Below are 17,456 nucleotides of genomic sequence, written 5' to 3' on the forward strand. Positions count from 1 at the left end.
TTTCGAGGCAAAGCACATGCTGACGCGTGACCACTGGATTGCCGCCGGGTTCGACGCGCTCGACCGCGACGGACATGCGGGCGTTTCCGCCGAACGGCTGGCGCGGCGCCTGAACGTCACGCGCGGGTCGTTCTACCACCACTTCCGCAATCGCGAAGCGTTCGTGCGCGCACTGCTCGACGAATGGGAAGCGGACTGCACCGGCCGCAGGCTCGCGTATGCGGCCGAGGGCCGCAGCCTGGAAGACGTGCTCGGACGTTACCTGACGATCGCCGGGGAACGGCGGCCCGAACGCGACATCGCGATTCGCGCGTGGGCGCGCCGCGATCCGCTCGTGGCCGCATACCAGGCCCGGGTCGACAGCACGCGGCTGTCGTTCGCCATCTCGGTGTGCCGCACGCGGATCGACGGCCCGGCCGATGCGGACCTCGTCGGCCGCGTCGCGCACCTGTGCCTGATCGGCGGCCAGCATGCCGGTGCGCGCAACCAGGCGGCAGACTTCGCCCGGCTCGCGCAACAGGCGCTTGCGATGTTGCGTCGCTAACGTCTACCGGTCGACGGAACGCGTCCCGTCGAGCGAGCGCCGCACCCCATCCCAATCGAGCCCGAACCGCGCGAGATACTTGCGCAGCCGGTCCGCGTCATTCGGCTGCTTCTTGCTTTGCCGCGACACCGCGAACAGCGTGCGCCCCGCCTCCGACAAGCTCGCCGCGATACGACACACATCGAGCACCCGCTCGAGCTGCACGCGGTCGAACAGGTCGAGCTCCGCGGCGCGCTCGCCGAGCACCGTGCCGACGAGATCGCCTGCGTCATCCGCCGCCGACCACGTGCGCGCAAGCCGTTCGACCTCCTGCTCGGCGATCGTCTCGGTGATGCGCCCCGCATCCGCGAGCGTCGCCATCCGCGTGACCGACGCCGACAGCTCGCGGAAATTGCCCGCCCACGCGGCGCGCGGCGACGCGGCAAACGCGAGATAGCGCCGCTTCGCCTCGACGTTGAAGCGCACCTGCTCCCCCTGCTCGCGGCCGAAGCGGTCGAGCTCGAAATCGAGGTTCGGCTCGATGTCCTCGCGACGTTCGGCGAGACCGGGCAATTCGTAGGTCCACAGGTTGATCCGCGCGTACAGGTCCTCGCGGAACGTGCCCGCCGCCACCATCTGCCGCAGGTCGCGGTGCGTGCCCGCGATCAGCTCGAAATCGCTGGTCGCCTCGGTATCCGCGCCGACCGGCAGGAAGCGCTTCTCCTCGATCGCCTTCAGCAGCATCGCCTGCTCGTCGAGGCCGAGCTCGCCGATCTCGTCGAGGAACAGCAAGCCGCCGTCCGCCGCGCGCAACAGGCCCGCGCGCGCATTCTGCGCGCCGGTGAACGCACCCTTCACGTGCCCGAACAGCGTGGACATCGCGGCGTCGCCGCGCAGCGTCGCGCAGTTGATCTCGATGAACGGCCCCGCGAGCCGATGCCGGCCGCGCTTCAGTTCATACACACGCTTCGCGAGGAACGACTTGCCCGCGCCGGTCGGCCCGACGAGCAGCATCGGCGCGCGCGAGCGCACCGCGACGCGTTCGAGCTGCTCGATCAGCGCGTTGAAGCGCGCGTTGCGCGTCGCGATGCCCGCCTTCAGGAACGACACCGTCTCGTCACGCTCGCGCGTGAAGCGCTGCGCGATCCGGTTGTAGCGCGACAGGTCGAGATCGATCACCGACACCGTGCCGGGTCCGCTCGGCCCCTCGTCGGTCTGCTGCGGCGGCCCGGTCTGCACGAGGCGCGCGGGCAGGTAGCGCGCCTCCGCGAGCAGGAACCAGCAAATCTGCGCGACGTGCGTACCCGTCGTGATGTGGACCAGGTAATCCTCGCGGTCGAGATCGAACGGATACGCGCGCGCGAAGTCGTGCAGCGCCGCGTAGACCTCCTCGAAATCCCACGGATCGTGGATCGCCATCGGCGTGAGCCGCACGTCGGTGTGCGGCGACACCTGCGCGAGATCCTCCTGCACGCGCTTCGCGAGGCGCTCGTAGCTCGGCGGATGCAGCAGCTCGAGCCGGTCGATCGGCAGGTCCGGCTGCTCGCACAGCGAAACTGTCGGCCGCCACTTGCGCCAGCGGCGGTGCGCGCGGCCGCCCTGGTCGAGCACGATACCGAGAAAGCCGATCGCCACGGTCTTGCGCATGTTTATCCAAATTTATAAGACACGATCGGATCGTATCAGAATTTCTGGGTATCGCTGTCGACGGAGAACGCGGTCGCTTCCACGTCAAACAAAAATTTCCCCTTTCCATTCAACGTATTGCAAATTTTTTCGGCCGCTGGCGCGCGCGCTGGCACGCTCCTCGCTAAGTATTTCGGGCCGGATGTCCCGCTGGCCCGCGAGCCAGGGTTCACGAGCCCTGCTGGTGCGCCGCCGCCGAACCTCGTTCGTCGCGGCCGCGCATGCCGCCATGGACAGACGAAGGCAAATGGGCGCGCTGGATGCGTGAGCCCGGGTTCGATTCCCGGGGCGCCCACCTGTTCGGAAGCTCATTTGGTTAGAGCAATCGGTGAAAACCGATGTGTAGCGGGTTCGAATCCCGCTCGAACGCTGTCCGCGAGGACAGTCATCGTCAATGAAGCAGTACCCGCCGGCGCGGGCCGCAAGGCCCGCCGCGCGTCGGACCGGTCGCGGTACCACGCGAACGGCCGGGCGGCCCGACGGCCCGCGCAAACGCGCACGACGACGCCATGCAGCACGCGTCGCCGCGCGCGCCAGTGCGGCGCCTGAAGCCCGCCCGCCCGTTCGCGCCGCACCCCGATCCGTGCGATGCGCGTTTGCCGGCGGACCAAGAAGAAAAGGACAAGAATGAATATGTGGAAGCGTCATGTGGTGAAAAAGAACGAACGCGCGCTGCTGATGAGCGAGGGCGATTTCGTGAAGGTGCTCGAACCGGGCGTGTTCAAGGCCTTCGATCCGTTCAATCGTCTGACGGTGCAGACCGCGCGCCTCGACGCGCCGCTCGCGGACGAAGCGCTCGCCGATTACCTGCGCCACGACGCGCAGGACGTGCTGGCGCGCTACTTCGTCGCGATGGATCTCGCCGACGACGAGGCGGGCCTGCGCTACGAGAACGACGTGCTCGTCGAGATCGTGCCGCCGGGCACGCGCCGGCTGTACTGGCGCGGCCTGATCGAGCACCGCCTCGAGCGGGTCGATCTCGCGCAGGGCGGCACGCTGCCGGCCGGACTGGCGAAGCGCCTGACGCAGCCGGCGCTGCGTGCACGCGGCGTCGCGGGGCTCGCGGGCGTGCTGCTGGCGCAAGTGCCTGCCTACCATGTCGGCGTGCTGAAGATCGACGGCAAGATCGAGCGCTTGCTGGACGCCGGCCTGTCCGCGTTCTGGCGCTTCAATCGCGACGTGGCGGTCGAACTCGTCGACCTGCGGCTGCAGGCGCTGGAGGTCGGCGGGCAGGAAATCCTGACGCGCGACAAGGTCGCGCTGCGCTTGAACCTGTCGGCGACCTGGTGCTACGCGGATGTGCTGCGCGCTTATGGGCAGTTGCAGAAGCCGGTCGAGCACCTGTACCGCGAACTACAGTTCGCGCTGCGCGCCGCCGTCGGCACGCGCACGCTGGACGAACTGCTCGAGGACAAGCAGGCGATCGACGAGGTCGTGATCGCGCAGGTGCGCCCGCGGCTCGCCGATTCGGGGGTCGACGTGCGCAGCGTCGGCGTGAAGGATATCGTGCTGCCGGGCGACATGAAGACGATCCTCGCGCAGGTGGTCGAGGCCGAGAAGGCCGCGCAGGCGAACGTGATCCGCCGCCGCGAGGAAACCGCGGCGACCCGTTCGCTGCTGAACACCGCGAAGGTGATGGAAGAGAATCCGACCGCGCTGCGACTCAAGGAGCTGGAAACGCTCGAGCGGGTCGCGGAACGGATCGACCGCATCTCGGTGTTCGGCGGTCTCGACCAGGTGCTGAACGGACTCGTCAGCATCAAGGCCGCGCAATGAACGCGGCAGCGCGGCGCACGGGCGCCGCGCGATACATAACCGAGTAGGTGAAGCAATGAGTGAACTGGATTATCAAGTGATGGAACTGGCGCACGGCAAGCCGGTGAAGATGTGGACGACCGGCGTCGCCGTCGAGGACGACGCGCGCGAACAACTGCGCAATACCGCGCAGATGCCGTTCATCTTCAAGCACGTCGCAGTGATGCCGGACGTGCACCTCGGCAAGGGCTCGACGATCGGCAGCGTGATTCCGACCAAGGGCGCGATCATCCCGGCCGCGGTCGGCGTCGACATCGGCTGCGGGATGATGGCCGCGCGCACGACGCTGACCGCGGCGGACCTGCCGGACTCGCTCGCGGGCCTGCGCAGCGCGATCGAACGCGCAGTGCCGCACGGCCGCGCGCCGGGCCGGCGCGATCCGGGTGCGTGGGGCAATCGCGCGCCGCAACGAGTCGACGAGATGTGGAAGGAACTGCTGCCCGGGTTCCAGCGGATCGTCGACAAGTATCCGAAGCTGGAGAAGACCAACAACTACGTGCACCTCGGCACGCTCGGCACCGGCAATCACTTCATCGAGGTGTGCGTCGACGAGAACGACAGCGTGTGGTTCATGCTGCACAGCGGCTCGCGCGGCGTCGGCAACGCGATCGGCAGCCTGTTCATCGAGCTCGCGCAGGCCGACATGCGGCAGCACATCGCGAACCTGCCGGATCGCAACCTCGCGTACTTCAACGAGGGCAGCCGGCATTTCGACGACTACGTCGAGGCGGTCGGCTGGGCGCAGGACTACGCGCGGCACAACCGGCAGGCGATGATGGATGCGGTGATCGACGCGGCGCGCGGCGTGATCGGCAAGCCGTTCGGCGTCGACGAGCACGCGGTGAACTGCCACCACAACTACGTGCAGAAGGAACGCCACTTCGGCGAGGACGTGCTCGTGACCCGCAAGGGCGCGGTGTCCGCGCAGAAGGGGCAGCTCGGGATCATTCCGGGCTCGATGGGCGCGAAGAGCTTCATCGTGCGCGGGCTCGGCAATCCGGAGAGCTTCTGTTCGTGCAGCCACGGCGCGGGCCGCTCGATGAGCCGGACCGAGGCGAAGCGCCGCTTCACGGTCGAGGACCAGGTGAAGGCGACGCAAGGCGTCGAATGCCGGAAGGACGCGGGCGTCGTCGACGAGATCCCGATGGCCTACAAGGACATCGACGCGGTGATGGCCGCTCAGCGCAGCCTCGTCGAAGTGGTGCACACGCTGCGTCAGGTGGTGTGTGTGAAGGGGTAGTGCGATGTGATCGAACGCGGTTGACGGATGGACGGCGTGACGCGAACCGGCGTCGCGCCGTTTTTTCTGGCGGCGGCCGGCATCAGCGCCGCCCCGCCTCACTCCCCCACGATCGAAATCGCGAACCCGTCCCACCCCTTCAGCCCGACGGTCTGCACGGCCGTCGTCGTGACACGCGGTTCCGCGGCAATGAAGCGGAACCCGTCGCGCACGCCGACGACGTCCGGATCATGGTTATCCGGGTCCGCCACCCTGCCGCGCCGCACGACGTTGTCGACGACGATCACCGTGCCCGGCCGCGACAGCTTCAGCGCCGCGTCCAGATAGACCGCGTTGCTCTCCTTGTCCGCGTCGATGAAGATGAAGTCGAACGGCTCCGTGCCCGCATCGACGAGTTGCGCGAGGCTGTCCTTCGCGCTGCCGACGACGACCGACACGACGTCCGCGAACCCGGCGCGCGCGATGTTCCGCGTCGCGACCTTCGCATGCTCGGGATTCAGCTCGAGCGTCACGAGCCTGCCGCCCGGCGGCAACGCGCGCGCGAGCCAGATCGTGCTGTAGCCGCCGAGCGTGCCGACTTCGAGAATGCGCCGCGCGCCGCGGATCGTCGCGAGCAGCTGCAGCAGCTTGCCCTGGTTCGGCGCGACGTTGATCGCCGGCAACCCGGCCGCGTCGCTCGCCGCCAGCGCGGCATCGAGCGCATCGTCCGACGGCACGAGCGTCGCGGAGAAATACGCATCCACCTGCGTCCACTGATCCTGATCCATTGCGGCCCCTTCGTCACTGGAAAAAGGCATTCTATGCCGCACGCGTCAATAAGCAACGAACCAATCGTTCTAAACCTTGCAGACCGCCGCTTCTATAATCGCCGGACCATCACAACAACAGACGGAGCACACCATGACCGACAGGGCCTCTTCCAGCTGGCGTCTCGAAACCATCGCCGTCCACGGCGGCTATCGTCCGGACCCGACCACGCGTGCGGTCGCGGTGCCGATCTACCAGACCGTCGCGTACGCATTCGACGACACGCAGCACGGCGCGGACCTGTTCGACCTGAAGGTTCAGGGCAACATCTACACGCGGATCATGAACCCGACGACCGACGTGCTCGAGCAGCGCATCGCGGCGCTCGAGGGCGGCGTCGGCGCGCTGGCGCTCGCGTCGGGGCAAGCGGCCGTCACCTATTCGATCCAGACGATCGCCGAAGCCGGCGACAACATCGTGTCCGCCAGCACGCTGTACGGCGGCACCTACAACCTGTTCGCGCACACGCTGCCGCAATACGGCATCACCACGCGCTTCGCCGATCCGCGCGACCCCGCGTCGTTCGACGCGCTGATCGACGCACGCACGAAGGCGATCTTCGCGGAATCGGTCGGCAACCCGCTCGGCAACATCACCGACATCGCCGCGCTCGCGGAGATCGCGCACCGTCATGGAATCCCGCTGATCGTCGACAACACGGTGCCGTCGCCGTACCTGCTGCGGCCGTTCGAGCACGGCGCGGACATCGTCGTGCATTCGCTGACGAAGTACCTCGGCGGGCACGGCACGAGCCTCGGCGGCGCGATCGTCGATTCGGGCAAGTTCCCGTGGGCGGAGCATGCGGACCGCTTCAAGCGCCTGAACGAGCCCGACGTCAGCTATCACGGCGTCGTCTATACGGAAGCGTTCGGACAGGCCGCGTATATCGGCCGCGCACGCGTCGTGCCGCTGCGCAACATGGGTGCGGCGATCTCGCCGTTCAACGCGTTCCAGATCCTGCAGGGCATCGAGACGCTCGCGCTGCGCATCGAGCGCATCAGCGACAACACGCTGAAGATCGCGCAGCACCTCGCGCGCCACGAGAACGTCGAATGGGTGAGCTACGCGGGGCTGCCCGACCACCCCGACCATCCGCTCGTCGCGCGCTATCTGTCCGGGCGCGGGCCGGGGCTCCTGACGTTCGGCGTGAAAGGCGGCCGCGCGGGCGGCGCGAAGTTCCAGGACGCGCTGAAGCTGTTCACCCGGCTCGTCAACATCGGCGACTCGAAGTCGCTCGCGACGCATCCGGCCTCGACCACGCATCGGCAGCTCTCGCCGGCCGAACTCGCAAAGGCCGGCGTGAAGGAAGAAACGGTGCGGCTGTCGATCGGCATCGAGCACATCGACGACCTGATCGCCGATCTCGATCAGGCGCTCGCGCAGCTTTGACGGCATCGCGCATGCGAGCGGCGGGCTACCACGTCGTGGCGCCCGCCGGATACATGTCGACGATGCGAACGCCGTGGGCCTCTCTGCTCGGGGCCGACCGCAAATCGACCGGATGTTCGCGCGACTTGCAGCTGCCGTCATCGGTCAGGACGTTCATCGCGACGACCTCGTCACGCGCGGTCAACTGCAATCGCTTCTCGTGGGACAGCACACGTTCCGGCCAGCCGTCGGCCATCGCGGCAGATGACGACAGGCATGCTGCGACCACAATCCATCTTGCGAAACTGCGCATGGCGTTCTCCGAAATCAGCGAACCGCAAAGCGCTCGTCGTGCGCATCGAACATCGGCGCCTGTTCGCCGCCATGGACGGTCGCGCGGTGAATCTCCTTATTGCGCTCGATGAGCGCGGGACTCGGCGGGTAGTCTTGCTTCGTGCTCGGGATCACGCCTTCGTGCCGAGCCTGCAGGAGCTCCCGGAGGACCTCCTGCCGAGTCTTCGATTGCGCGGCCGCGCCTTCTGAAAATGCCGCGATCGAAAACGACGCGGCGGCAATGACGATCGAGAGTCGCAGGCGTTTCATGTTGTTCGCTCCTTGCAGGAAATCGACGAAAGGAGTTTTCACTATGATTCGCAAGCGGTGCGCACGCGTGATCGCCACATGACGTTTCCGTCACGCGACGCTCGCCCGATGCCGGCGAGCCGGTGAAGCCACGGTCACATGAAAAAAATGTCATCTCCGAATCAGGTTCGCGCAGCGTCCCGTGGTTAGGATCGGCAGTGGTGCGGGTGATCTCCGTCCCTGAACCACGCGACGCATGGCGCTGCCGCAAGGCATGGCCACGCATTCAGCCCGGACGCGCGACGTGTCCGGGCTTTTTTTCATGCATGGCCGCGACCGCGGCGATCATTGCGCCGCGCGGGGTTGCGGAAACACGCACGGATGCGTCTTGACGTGCAGATTGGGATTGCCGCAGCGGTGCCCCGCATAGTCGACCTGTTCGCCGGGCGCCGGATACCCGGCAACCGCCTTCCTTTCGCCGACACCCGAGGAAACGCATCCGGCGAGCAACGAAATGATCAGGACTGCGATGACGGAAAGACGACGATCGATGTGATTCACTTTGCGGGTCGGAATTGAAGTGGAAGCAGGACCGTCCGCTTTCCGGAGCGCAAGCGCGAACGGCATGGATGCCACGGCTACCGCCGGGCAGCGGTCCGTGGCCCACTTCATCTTCGTCCCGGCGCGCATCGCATCGATGACGCGGACATGACGATTGCGTCATGTCCGCAGCGCGCCCGAATCTGACGCATTTCTCATGTTCCGATCATGGTCGCGCACGGCCCGCTGCGCATACTGGCTGCACGGCTCGCCAACCGGCGGCCACGTTCAAGGAGAACGCAATGAAAGCAGCAAGGATGGCAGCAGTTTTCGTCGCAGCGACGCTGTCGCTCGGCATCGCGGCTCAGGCCGCCCATGCGCAGGGCAAGTCCCGCGCGCAAGTCGTCGACGAACTGAAGCAGGCGCAGCACGACGGCGTCGTGCCGGCGACCAAGACCCAGTATCCGCCGACCACCGACATCGTCACGCGCAACAAGGAACTGCACGGCATCTCGGTCCATGCGGGCGACGCGTCGCCGCAGGCCGACCGCCACGACAATCTCGCCGGGCGCTGACACCGCGCCCGCCCGATTGCGCATCGGGCGCCCGCGCCGCACCCGCACGGCGCGCGCGGGTGCGCGAGCGCGACGTCACACGCGAGGCAGCTTCGCCGCGACCGCCCGGTGCGGAAAGCGCAGCCAGAACGTCGTGCGTTTGCCGGGCTCGCTGTCGACGCCGCACTCGCCGCCGTGGTTGTCCATGATCGATCGGACGATGGCGAGGCCGAGCCCCGTCCCCGACGCGGAATTGTGCCGGGACGGATCGACACGATAGAAGCGCTCGAAAATGCGCGCGACGTGTTGCGCGTCGATGCCGGGCCCCGTGTCGGAGACGGCGATCGTCGTCGCGCCGTCCACTCCCATGCAGTCGATCGCGATCACGCTCCCGCGCGGCGCATAAGCCAGTGCGTTGGACAGCAGATTGCTCAACGCCCGCTGATACAGCGTCAGGTCCGCGTCCACCCATGCGTGCCCGTCGACCCTGACCGACACGCCGGCGTCCTCGGCGAGCGGTTCGTAATAGCCCGCGACGCGTTCCGCCTCCACGGCGGCGTCGAGGCGGCGCACGTCGATCGACGTGCCGGCCTGCTCCGAACGCGCGAGAAACAGCATGTCCTCGATCATTCTGGACAGCCGCTGATATTCGTCGATGCCGGATTCGATCACGCTGCGATACTCGTCGGCGCTGCGCGGCTGCGACAGCGCGACCTGCGCGGCCGCCTGCAGGTTGGTGAGCGGCGTGCGCATGTCGTGCGCGAGATTCGACGAGAACTGGCTCAGGCGCGTGAACGATTCGTTGAGCCGCGCCAGCATCCCGTTGAACGCGTGCTCCAGTTCCTTCAGCTCGCCGGCGGTGTCGAGTTCCGGCAGCGGATGGGCGAGCCGGCTGGTCGACATCTGTTCCGCGCGGGCCGCGAAGCGGCGCAGCGGGCTCAATCCCAGCGCCGCGATGCCGTACGCGATCACGGCAGCCAGCGCGACGCCGAATACCTCGATCACGATGATCGTGTACGCATGCGTGCGCAGCTGCTGGATGTCAGCGCGCCGATCGTACTGAACCACGACGCGCACGACGGGCGCGGGTGCGGCTGCGCCGGCAAGCGGCGCGGTCGCGACGAGATAGCTCAGGGTCGAGCGCGGCGCGGCGAAGGCAGCGGGCATGTTGCGCGCGTCCAGCGACAGCAGCGGCGCATAGGCGCTGAACCCGCCGGTGCCGACGAGGCGATTGCCGGCGGCGTCGTAGATGGCCAGCGCCATGTTCGGATGGCCGTGCAGCTGGTCGACCCACACGTCCGTGTTCCGCGCGACGTCGGCGGTCGTCCGCGCGTCGGCCAGATGCGTGCGCAATGCGGCGACGATCCCGCTCAACTGCTCCGCGGCCGACGTCTCGATGCGGTTGCGCTGCGCCTCGTAGAGCGCGACGCCGCTCGACGCGAGGATCACGGACGTCGACAGGATGATCAGCGCGGTCAGGCGCCCGCGCAGCGTGCGCGGCAGCAGGCGCCGGATCATCGGGTCGTGCCGTCGCGCGCTTCGAGCACGTAGCCCATGCCGCGCACCGTGTGGATCAGCTTGGGTTCGTAGGCGTCGTCGATCTTCGAGCGAAGCCGGCGGATCGCGGAATCCACGACGTTCGTATCGCTGTTGAAATTCATGTCCCACACCTGCGACGCGATCGTCGCGCGCGGCAGGATCTCGCCCTCCCGCCGCATCAGCAGCCACAGCAGCGCGAACTCCTTGGCGGTCAGCAGAATCGTGTCGCCCTGCCGGGTGGCCTTGCGGCGCGTCAGGTCGAGCTCGAGATCCGCTACGCGCAACGTGTTCGATTCGCGCGGCTGCCCGCGGCGCAGGATCGACTTGATGCGCGCGGTCAGCTCGACGAAATCGAACGGCTTCGCGAGATAGTCGTCCGCGCCGAGCTCGAGGCCCTTCACGCGGTCGCCGACGTCGTCCATCGCGGTGAGGAACAGCACCGGCGTCGACTTGCTGCGGCGCAGGTTCTGCAGCAGCGTCCAGCCGTCCTGGCCGGGCAGCATCACGTCGAGCACGAGCAGGTCGTAGTCTTCCGTTTCGGCCTGGTGCAGGCCGGTGATGCCGTCCTCCACCCAGTCGACGACATACCCGGCCTCGGTCAGCCCCTTGCGGAGATAGGCCCCCGTCTTCGGTTCGTCTTCGACAATCAAAATCCGCATTACACATTACCCTTGAAGAGACCCAGCCGTCTCAGCACCCGCATCGGCGCACCGGCGCCGAGCCCGGCCCTGAACGCCGTTCGCCACGATACCGCATGGCTGACGCGGTACAGCACCGGCAGCACCAGCAGCGTCAGCGCGGTCGACGACAGGATACCGCCGATCACGACGGTAGCCAGCGGCCGCTGCACCTCGGCGCCCGTACCGGTCGCGAACGCCATCGGCAGGAAGCCCAGCGACGCGACGAGCGCGGTCATCAGCACGGGCCGCAGCCGCGTCAGCGCGCCTTCCCGCACCGCGGCGTCGAGCGGCGCGCCTTCGTCGCGCAGGTTGCGGATGAACGAGATCATCACGAGGCCGTTCAGCACGGCCACGCCGGACAGCGCGATGAAGCCCACCGCCGCGGTGATGGACAGCGGAATGCCGCGCAGCCACAGCGAGACGACCCCGCCGCTCAGCGCGAACGGAATGCCGGTGAACACCAGCAAGCCGTCCTTCACATTATTGAACATCACGAACAGCAGGACGAACACCATGAACAGCGCGAGCGGCACGACGAGCTTCAGGCGCTCGCTCGCGCTCTGCAGCTGCTCGAACTGCCCGCCCCACGAAACCCAGTAGCCGGCGGGAATCCGCACGTCCTGCTGCAGCTGCTCGCGCGCGGCGGCGACGAACGAGCCGACGTCGCGGCCCCGGACGTTCGCGCTGACGACGACGCGCCGCTTGCCGTCCTCGCGGCTGATCTGGTTCGGCCCCGGCGCGACCTCGATCGTCGCCAGCTCCGCGAGCGGCACGTACGGCGCCTGCACCGCCGTGCCGCTCGCGCCGAGCGCCGCCGGCGCGGGCAGCGCGATCGGCAGCCGCTTGATCGCTTCGATGTCCGAACGCAATTCGTCCGGCAGGCGCACGACGATGTCGAAGCGCCGGTCGCCCTGGAACAGCGTGCCGGCCTTCTGTCCGCCGACCGCCGCGGCCACCGTATCCTGCAGGTCCGCGACCGTCACGCCGTAGCGCGCGAGCTTGTCCCGGTCGAGGTTGATCGTGAGCACCGGCAGGCCGGTCGTCTGCTCGACCTTCACTTCCGACGCGCCGGGCGCCTTCTGCAGCACGGCCGCGATCTGCTCGCCGGTCCGGTTGAGCACCGCCATGTCGTCGCCGAAGATCTTGACGGCGACGTCGCTGCGCACGCCGGAAATCAGCTCGTTGAAGCGCAGCTGGATCGGCTGCGAGAACTCGTACGCGTTGCCCGGCAGATCGGCGAGCGCCGCCTCGATTTCCGCGACGAGCCGCTCGCGCGGCTTCTTCGGGTCCGGCCACTGGTCCACGGGCCTGAGCATGATGTAGCCGTCCGACAGGTTCGGCGGCATCGGATCGGCGGCGATTTCCGCGGTGCCGGTCCGCGCGAACACGCGCTCGATCTCCGGGAAGCGTTGCTTGAGCGTCTTCTCGATCGACTTCTGCATGTCGACCGACTGCGACAGGCTCGTGCCGGGAATCCTCAGCGCGGCGACCGCGAGATCGCCCTCGTTCAGGCTCGGGATGAACTCGCTGCCCAGGCGCGTCGCGAGGCCGAGCGTGACCGCGACGATCGCCGCCGCGCCCAGCATGACCCGCGCCGGACGCACCATGAACGCGGCCAGCACCGGCTCGTAGGCGCGCCGCGCCCAGCCCATCAGGCGGTTCTCCTTCTCCTCGACGCGCTCGCCGATGAACAGCGCGACGGCCGCCGGAATGAACGTGACGGTGAGCGCCATCGCCGCCGCGAGCGCCATCACGACCGTGACCGCCATCGGGTGGAACATCTTGCCCTCGACGCCGGTCAGCGCCAGGATCGGCAGGTACACGACCATGATGATGAGCTGGCCGAACACCAGCGCGCGACGCGCTTCCTGCGACGCGCCGAACACTTGCGCGAACCGCTCGTCCCGCGTCAGCGGACGGCCCGCGGCCGCCTGCGCATGCGCGAGCCGCCGCACGCAGTTCTCGACGATCACCACCGCGCCGTCGACGATGATGCCGAAGTCGAGCGCGCCGAGGCTCATCAGGTTCGCGCTCACCTTCGCGTTGACCATCCCGGTGAAGGTCATCAGCATCGACAGCGGAATCACGAGCGCGGTGATCAGCGCCGCGCGCAGGTTGCCGAGGAACAGGAACAGCACGGCGATCACGAGGATCGCGCCTTCCAGCAGGTTCTTCTTCACCGTCGCGACGGCTTTTTCGACGAGCACGGTGCGGTCGTAGACCGGGATCGCCCTCACGCCCGCGGGCAGCGTCCGGTTCACGTCCGCCATCTTCGCCGCGACCGCCTTCGCGACCGACCGGCTGTTCTCGCCCATCAGCATGAACACCGTGCCGAGCACCACCTCCTCGCCGTTCGACGTCGCCGCGCCGGTGCGCAGCTCGCGGCCGATGTCGACCTGGCCGACGTCCTTCATCCTGACCGGCACGCCGCCGACGTTCGTCAGCACGACGTTCGCGATATCGTCGACCGAGCGCGCCTGGCCGGGCACGCGCACGAGGTACTGCTCGCCGCGCTTCTCGATGTAGCCGGCGCCGACGTTGTCGTTGTTGCGCTCGAGCGCGCGCACGACGTCCGCGAGCGTCAGCCCGTACGACATCAGCTTGGTCGGGTTCGGCGCGACGCGGAACTCCTTCACGTAGCCGCCGATCGAGTTGACTTCGGTCACGCCCGGCACGTTGCGCAGCTGCGGCTTGACGACCCAGTCCTGCAGTTCGCGCAGGTCCGCGGGCGTATACCTCGTGCCGTCGGGCTTGCGCGCGGCGGCGTCCGCCTCGACGGTCCACAGGTAGATTTCGCCGAGGCCGGTCGACGTCGGCCCCATCGTCGGCGTGACGCCGGGCGGCAGCTTGTCCTTCGCTTCCTGGATGCGCTCGTTGACGAGCTGCCGCGCGAAGTAGATGTCGGTGCCGTCCTTGAAGATGACGGTCACCTGCGACAGGCCATACCGCGAAATGGAGCGCGTCTGCTCGAGACCGGGAAGCCCCGCCATCGCGGTCTCGACCGCGTAGGTGATGCGCTGCTCCGCTTCCAGCGGCGAATAGCCGGGCGTCGGCGTGTTGATCTGGACCTGGACGTTCGTGATGTCCGGTACGGCGTCGATCGGCAGCTTCTGATAGCTGAAGATGCCCAGCGCCGCGACGGCGGCGATCGCCAGCATCACGAGCCAGCGGTGCGCAATCGCAAAACGAATCAGGCGTTCAAACATGGCAATGATCCTCTGAAACCGAAAACGCCTGCTTATTCATGTTCCGCGCTTCCCTTGCCGAGCTCCGCCTTCAGCACGAAACTGTTCGATGCCACGTACTCCTGACCGGGCTTGAGCCCCTTGAGCACTTCGGCGGACTGCTCGTCGCGGCGGCCGATCTCGACGGCCTGTGCGACGAAGCCTTTCGGCGAGCGCACGAACACGGCAGGCTCGCCGTCGATCTCCTGCAGCGCGTCGCCGGCGACGGCCAGCGGCACGCTTTGCCGGCCCGCGTCGACCGACACGTTGACGAACAGGCCGGGCCGCCATACGCCGTCGGGATTCGGCAGCACGACGCGCGCCGGCGCGGTGCGCGTCTGCTCGCCCAGCAGTGCGCCCACGTAGGCGATCGGGCCGCTCGAGCGCGACTCGAACGCGGCCGCGCTGACGGTCGCGTCGCGGCCGACCCGCACGTCGTTCAGCCGCTGCGCCGGCACGGCCATCTCGGCCCACACCGACGACAGGTCCGACACGACGAACATGCTCGCGTCCGCTGCGATCGCTTCGCCCGGCGTCGCATGCTTCTCGACCACGGTGCCGGCGAACGGCGCGCGCAGCTCGTAGCGGTTCAATGCCTTCGCGCCGGCCGGCGCGTTCAGCGCCGCCAGTTTCTGCCGGGCGTTCTGCGCCGCGATCTCGGCTTCGCGCAGTTGCACCTGCGCCTGCTGGTAATCCTGTTCCGCCGAGATGCGCTCCTGCCACAGCGTCTTTTCCCGTTCGTAAGTGATGCGGGCCGCGGACAGTCGGCGCTCGGCCGTCAGCAGCTCGCTGCGCCGGTCGGCGAGGTCCGTGCTCGCGATCACCGCCAGCACCTGCCCCTTCGCGACGTTCTGCCCGAGCGACACCGCGACCTGCTCGACGATCCCGGCCACGCGCGGCACGACATGCGCGGTGCGATCCTCGTTGAACTTGATCTCGCCCGGCAACTGGAACGGCGTGGCGATCTGCGCGGGCCCGGCCTTGGCGACACCGATCCGCGACGCCTCGATCTGCGCGCCGCTCAGCGCGAGCGCGCCGTCCGCCCGCGAGAACGGGAACGCGGCCGTGCCGCCGGGCCATTTCACGTCGATCGTCGCGTCGAACACGTGCGGCTTCCGGATCGGCTGCGCGGACGTGAATTTTTGGCCCGACGGGTCGAACCGCACGGCTTCGCGCGAACCGTCGTAGCGGACCAGCGCGCCGGATACGGACACGCCGTCGCCGGCCGGCTTGCCGTCGACGAACGGATAGACGACGAGGCGCGCATCGCCGGGCTTTTCCGTCATCACGATCTCGACGGAGAGCTTGCCGTTCTTCAGCACGACGCCGCCGTATCGACCGGCGGCTTCGGAGGCTGGCGCGACGCCGGCCGCGCCGCGCGCGGATGCCTGATCCGCGCCGCTGCGGGCGATGGCGACTGCTGCGACGATGACGCCGGCGACGGCCACCGTGATGACGAGGAGTTTGCTGCGCGACATGAGGGTCCTTCAGGGTGAGGTGGGCGGCGTTTGCGCGACGCTCGCCAGCGGCGTGCCGACGAGCCGGCCGATGTCGGCGCGGGCGGCATGCGCGTCGGCAAGCGCCCGCACGTACTGCGATTGCCCCTGGAACAGGGTCCGCTGCGCATCGAGCACGTCGAGGAAGCTGAACTTCCCGAGTTCGTAGCCGCGCGACATCGCGTCGAGCGCGACGCGCGCGGCGGGGAGGATGTCGGCTTTCAGGCGCTGCGCTTCCTGCGCGGCGGCTTCGTAGTTCGCATAGGCCTGCGTCAGTTCCAGCCGCAGGCGCGCGCGCGCGCGATCGAGATCGGCGTTAGCGCGTTCCGCCTTGTGCGTCGCTTCGAGCAGCGCGCCCTTGTTGGTGTCGAACAGTGGAATGGGAATGGCGATGCCGACGACGGCCTGGTTGTCGGGCACGCCTACCGTCACGACCCGCTTCATGCCCGCGCTGACGGTGACGTCCGGCATGCGCCTCGCGCGCTCCAGCGACACCGCCGCGTTCGAGCGCAGCATTTCCGCGCGGGCGACCCGGGCGAGCGGCGCGTCGGCGAGCTGCTCGGCGAGCGCGGCAAGCGGCGCCACGGCCGGCACGGCTTCGAGGTCGCCGACCGCGACGCGCGCTTCGGTGCGCACGCTGCCCGTCGCCGCATTCAGTTTTTCCCGCGCAATTTCCACGCGGCTTCGCGCGGTCGCGACGTCGATCTGCACGGCCGCCGCGGCGACCTGCGCCTTGGTCGCCTCGACCGGCGAGACCTTGCCCGCCCGTGCACGCCGGCCCGCGAGATCGGCCGAGCGTGCGGCGAGCGCGGCCGATTCTTCGGTTACCTGAAGTTGCCGCTGCGCGGCGAGCAGCCCGTAGAACGCGCTGGTCACGTCGGCCCGCACGGCGGCGCCCTGTTCGTCGAGCGACGCGACGGCGGCTTCGCGGCCGTAGGCGGCGACGTCGAGCCGCGCACGCCGCTTGCCGCCCAGCTCGATGGTCTGGTTGACCAGCGCGGTCGTGGTGCGCTCGGTGCCGCCGAAGCCTTCCTGCAGCAACGACAGTTCGGGATTGGGCCGCGCGCCGGCCTGCATCAGCGCGCCGACGGACGCGTTCGAATCGGCGAGCGCGCCGCGCAACGCGGGGTTGTTGCGGGCCGCGATGCCGAGCGCGTCGGCGAGCGTCAACGGTGGGGAAGAAGCGGCGGCGACGGTGACTTCGCCGGCCGACGATCGAATCAGGGAAGGCTGGGCATGAGCCGAAGCGGCCGCCGCAAGGACGGCGAGCGCAGCCAGGTTACGCATGAGCATGTTCGAGTCTGCATTGACAGTTTCGCGACCGATGCTACGGTCCTGCCGCTGTGCAAACATGATGCGAACATGATATTTCCGTCATTTTTGGCACGCGAAGTGCTGCGCG

General features: G+C 68.2%; 15 protein-coding genes and 1 tRNA gene. 6 read left to right on the top strand and 10 right to left on the bottom strand.

Features of this window, described 5'->3' with window-relative positions:
- Positions 1–16 precede the first annotated feature (16 nt).
- A complete protein-coding gene (locus HWX31_RS01455) occupies positions 17–544 on the top strand; it encodes a TetR/AcrR family transcriptional regulator (RefSeq protein ID WP_174961264.1) in 528 nt (175 codons plus the stop codon).
- A gap of 3 nt (positions 545–547) precedes the next feature.
- Here HWX31_RS01455 and rtcR read toward each other — a convergent pair whose 3' ends face one another.
- Positions 548–2,170, bottom strand: a complete 1,623-nt coding sequence (gene rtcR, locus HWX31_RS01460; RefSeq protein ID WP_174961265.1) for an RNA repair transcriptional activator RtcR — start codon at positions 2,168–2,170, stop codon at positions 548–550.
- Between the two features lie 336 nt (positions 2,171–2,506).
- Between rtcR and HWX31_RS01465 the strand changes: the two genes are divergently transcribed.
- From HWX31_RS01465 to HWX31_RS01475, 3 genes are all read left to right on the top strand, one after another.
- Positions 2,507–2,579: transfer RNA gene (locus HWX31_RS01465), tRNA-OTHER, on the top strand.
- Positions 2,580–2,842: 263 nt separating this feature from the next.
- A complete protein-coding gene (locus tag HWX31_RS01470) occupies positions 2,843–3,985 on the top strand; it encodes a slipin family protein (RefSeq protein WP_059634201.1) in 1,143 nt (380 codons plus the stop codon).
- Between the two features lie 55 nt (positions 3,986–4,040).
- On the top strand, positions 4,041–5,264 hold the full coding sequence (locus tag HWX31_RS01475; protein WP_279613138.1) for an RtcB family protein: 1,224 nt from the start codon (positions 4,041–4,043) through the stop codon (positions 5,262–5,264).
- Between the two features lie 98 nt (positions 5,265–5,362).
- Here HWX31_RS01475 and HWX31_RS01480 read toward each other — a convergent pair whose 3' ends face one another.
- Positions 5,363–6,031, bottom strand: a complete 669-nt coding sequence (locus tag HWX31_RS01480; RefSeq protein ID WP_174961266.1) for an O-methyltransferase — start codon at positions 6,029–6,031, stop codon at positions 5,363–5,365.
- Between the two features lie 133 nt (positions 6,032–6,164).
- Here HWX31_RS01480 and HWX31_RS01485 point away from each other — a divergent pair, with 133 nt between their 5' ends.
- Positions 6,165–7,460 carry an O-acetylhomoserine aminocarboxypropyltransferase/cysteine synthase family protein gene (locus HWX31_RS01485; RefSeq protein WP_174961267.1) on the top strand — a complete coding sequence of 432 codons (1,296 nt, stop codon included), beginning with the start codon at positions 6,165–6,167 and terminating at the stop codon, positions 7,458–7,460.
- A 25-nt stretch (positions 7,461–7,485) separates the two neighbouring features.
- On the opposite strand, the gene HWX31_RS01490 is transcribed toward HWX31_RS01485, so the two are convergent.
- The 3 genes from HWX31_RS01490 to HWX31_RS01500 form a co-directional block, all read right to left on the bottom strand.
- Positions 7,486–7,752, bottom strand: a complete 267-nt coding sequence (locus HWX31_RS01490) for a hypothetical protein (protein WP_174961268.1) — start codon at positions 7,750–7,752, stop codon at positions 7,486–7,488.
- A gap of 14 nt (positions 7,753–7,766) precedes the next feature.
- The gene (locus HWX31_RS01495) at positions 7,767–8,042 is read right to left on the bottom strand and encodes a DUF4148 domain-containing protein (protein ID WP_174961269.1); all 276 of its coding nucleotides are present in this window, start codon (positions 8,040–8,042) and stop codon (positions 7,767–7,769) included.
- A 324-nt stretch (positions 8,043–8,366) separates the two neighbouring features.
- Positions 8,367–8,693, bottom strand: coding sequence for a hypothetical protein (locus HWX31_RS01500; protein WP_244143611.1), 327 nt, complete (start codon positions 8,691–8,693; stop codon positions 8,367–8,369).
- A 170-nt stretch (positions 8,694–8,863) separates the two neighbouring features.
- Here HWX31_RS01500 and HWX31_RS01505 point away from each other — a divergent pair, with 170 nt between their 5' ends.
- On the top strand, positions 8,864–9,136 hold the full coding sequence (locus HWX31_RS01505) for a DUF4148 domain-containing protein (RefSeq protein WP_174961271.1): 273 nt from the start codon (positions 8,864–8,866) through the stop codon (positions 9,134–9,136).
- A gap of 75 nt (positions 9,137–9,211) precedes the next feature.
- On the opposite strand, the gene HWX31_RS01510 is transcribed toward HWX31_RS01505, so the two are convergent.
- The 5 genes from HWX31_RS01510 to HWX31_RS01530 are packed head-to-tail and all read right to left on the bottom strand — an operon-like array spanning position 9,212 to position 17,347.
- Positions 9,212–10,633, bottom strand: a complete 1,422-nt coding sequence (locus HWX31_RS01510) for a heavy metal sensor histidine kinase (RefSeq protein WP_174961273.1) — start codon at positions 10,631–10,633, stop codon at positions 9,212–9,214.
- Positions 10,630–11,313: a heavy metal response regulator transcription factor IrlR gene (gene irlR / locus HWX31_RS01515; protein ID WP_059617900.1), complete on the bottom strand. Its 684-nt coding sequence runs from the start codon at positions 11,311–11,313 to the stop codon at positions 10,630–10,632. The genes HWX31_RS01510 and irlR overlap by 4 nt, the downstream gene beginning before the upstream one ends.
- Positions 11,313–14,540, bottom strand: a complete 3,228-nt coding sequence (locus HWX31_RS01520) for an efflux RND transporter permease subunit (protein WP_174961275.1) — start codon at positions 14,538–14,540, stop codon at positions 11,313–11,315. Before HWX31_RS01520 ends, irlR begins: the two co-directional genes overlap by 1 nt.
- 32 nt (positions 14,541–14,572) lie before the next feature.
- Positions 14,573–16,036, bottom strand: coding sequence for an efflux RND transporter periplasmic adaptor subunit (locus HWX31_RS01525; protein WP_174961277.1), 1,464 nt, complete (start codon positions 16,034–16,036; stop codon positions 14,573–14,575).
- Between the two features lie 9 nt (positions 16,037–16,045).
- Positions 16,046–17,347, bottom strand: a complete 1,302-nt coding sequence (locus tag HWX31_RS01530) for a TolC family protein (protein ID WP_174961279.1) — start codon at positions 17,345–17,347, stop codon at positions 16,046–16,048.
- Positions 17,348–17,456 lie beyond the last annotated feature (109 nt).

Source organism: Burkholderia ubonensis, assembly GCF_902833085.1.
Lineage (GTDB): Bacteria > Pseudomonadota > Gammaproteobacteria > Burkholderiales > Burkholderiaceae > Burkholderia > Burkholderia ubonensis.

What these genes read in the sequence shown, in the direction of transcription:
- HWX31_RS01455 (WP_174961264.1), top strand. Translation starts at nt 17, where the DNA reads ATGCTGACGCGTGACCACTGGATTGCCGCCGGGTTCGACGCGCTCGAC.
- rtcR (WP_174961265.1), bottom strand. Translation starts at nt 2,170, where the DNA reads ATGCGCAAGACCGTGGCGATCGGCTTTCTCGGTATCGTGCTCGACCAG.
- HWX31_RS01470 (WP_059634201.1), top strand. Translation starts at nt 2,843, where the DNA reads ATGTGGAAGCGTCATGTGGTGAAAAAGAACGAACGCGCGCTGCTGATG.
- HWX31_RS01475 (WP_279613138.1), top strand. Translation starts at nt 4,041, where the DNA reads ATGAGTGAACTGGATTATCAAGTGATGGAACTGGCGCACGGCAAGCCG.
- HWX31_RS01480 (WP_174961266.1), bottom strand. Translation starts at nt 6,031, where the DNA reads ATGGATCAGGATCAGTGGACGCAGGTGGATGCGTATTTCTCCGCGACG.
- HWX31_RS01485 (WP_174961267.1), top strand. Translation starts at nt 6,165, where the DNA reads ATGACCGACAGGGCCTCTTCCAGCTGGCGTCTCGAAACCATCGCCGTC.
- HWX31_RS01490 (WP_174961268.1), bottom strand. Translation starts at nt 7,752, where the DNA reads ATGCGCAGTTTCGCAAGATGGATTGTGGTCGCAGCATGCCTGTCGTCA.
- HWX31_RS01495 (WP_174961269.1), bottom strand. Translation starts at nt 8,042, where the DNA reads ATGAAACGCCTGCGACTCTCGATCGTCATTGCCGCCGCGTCGTTTTCG.
- HWX31_RS01500 (WP_244143611.1), bottom strand. Translation starts at nt 8,693, where the DNA reads ATGAAGTGGGCCACGGACCGCTGCCCGGCGGTAGCCGTGGCATCCATG.
- HWX31_RS01505 (WP_174961271.1), top strand. Translation starts at nt 8,864, where the DNA reads ATGAAAGCAGCAAGGATGGCAGCAGTTTTCGTCGCAGCGACGCTGTCG.
- HWX31_RS01510 (WP_174961273.1), bottom strand. Translation starts at nt 10,633, where the DNA reads ATGATCCGGCGCCTGCTGCCGCGCACGCTGCGCGGGCGCCTGACCGCG.
- irlR (WP_059617900.1), bottom strand. Translation starts at nt 11,313, where the DNA reads ATGCGGATTTTGATTGTCGAAGACGAACCGAAGACGGGGGCCTATCTC.
- HWX31_RS01520 (WP_174961275.1), bottom strand. Translation starts at nt 14,540, where the DNA reads ATGTTTGAACGCCTGATTCGTTTTGCGATTGCGCACCGCTGGCTCGTG.
- HWX31_RS01525 (WP_174961277.1), bottom strand. Translation starts at nt 16,036, where the DNA reads ATGTCGCGCAGCAAACTCCTCGTCATCACGGTGGCCGTCGCCGGCGTC.
- HWX31_RS01530 (WP_174961279.1), bottom strand. Translation starts at nt 17,347, where the DNA reads ATGCTCATGCGTAACCTGGCTGCGCTCGCCGTCCTTGCGGCGGCCGCT.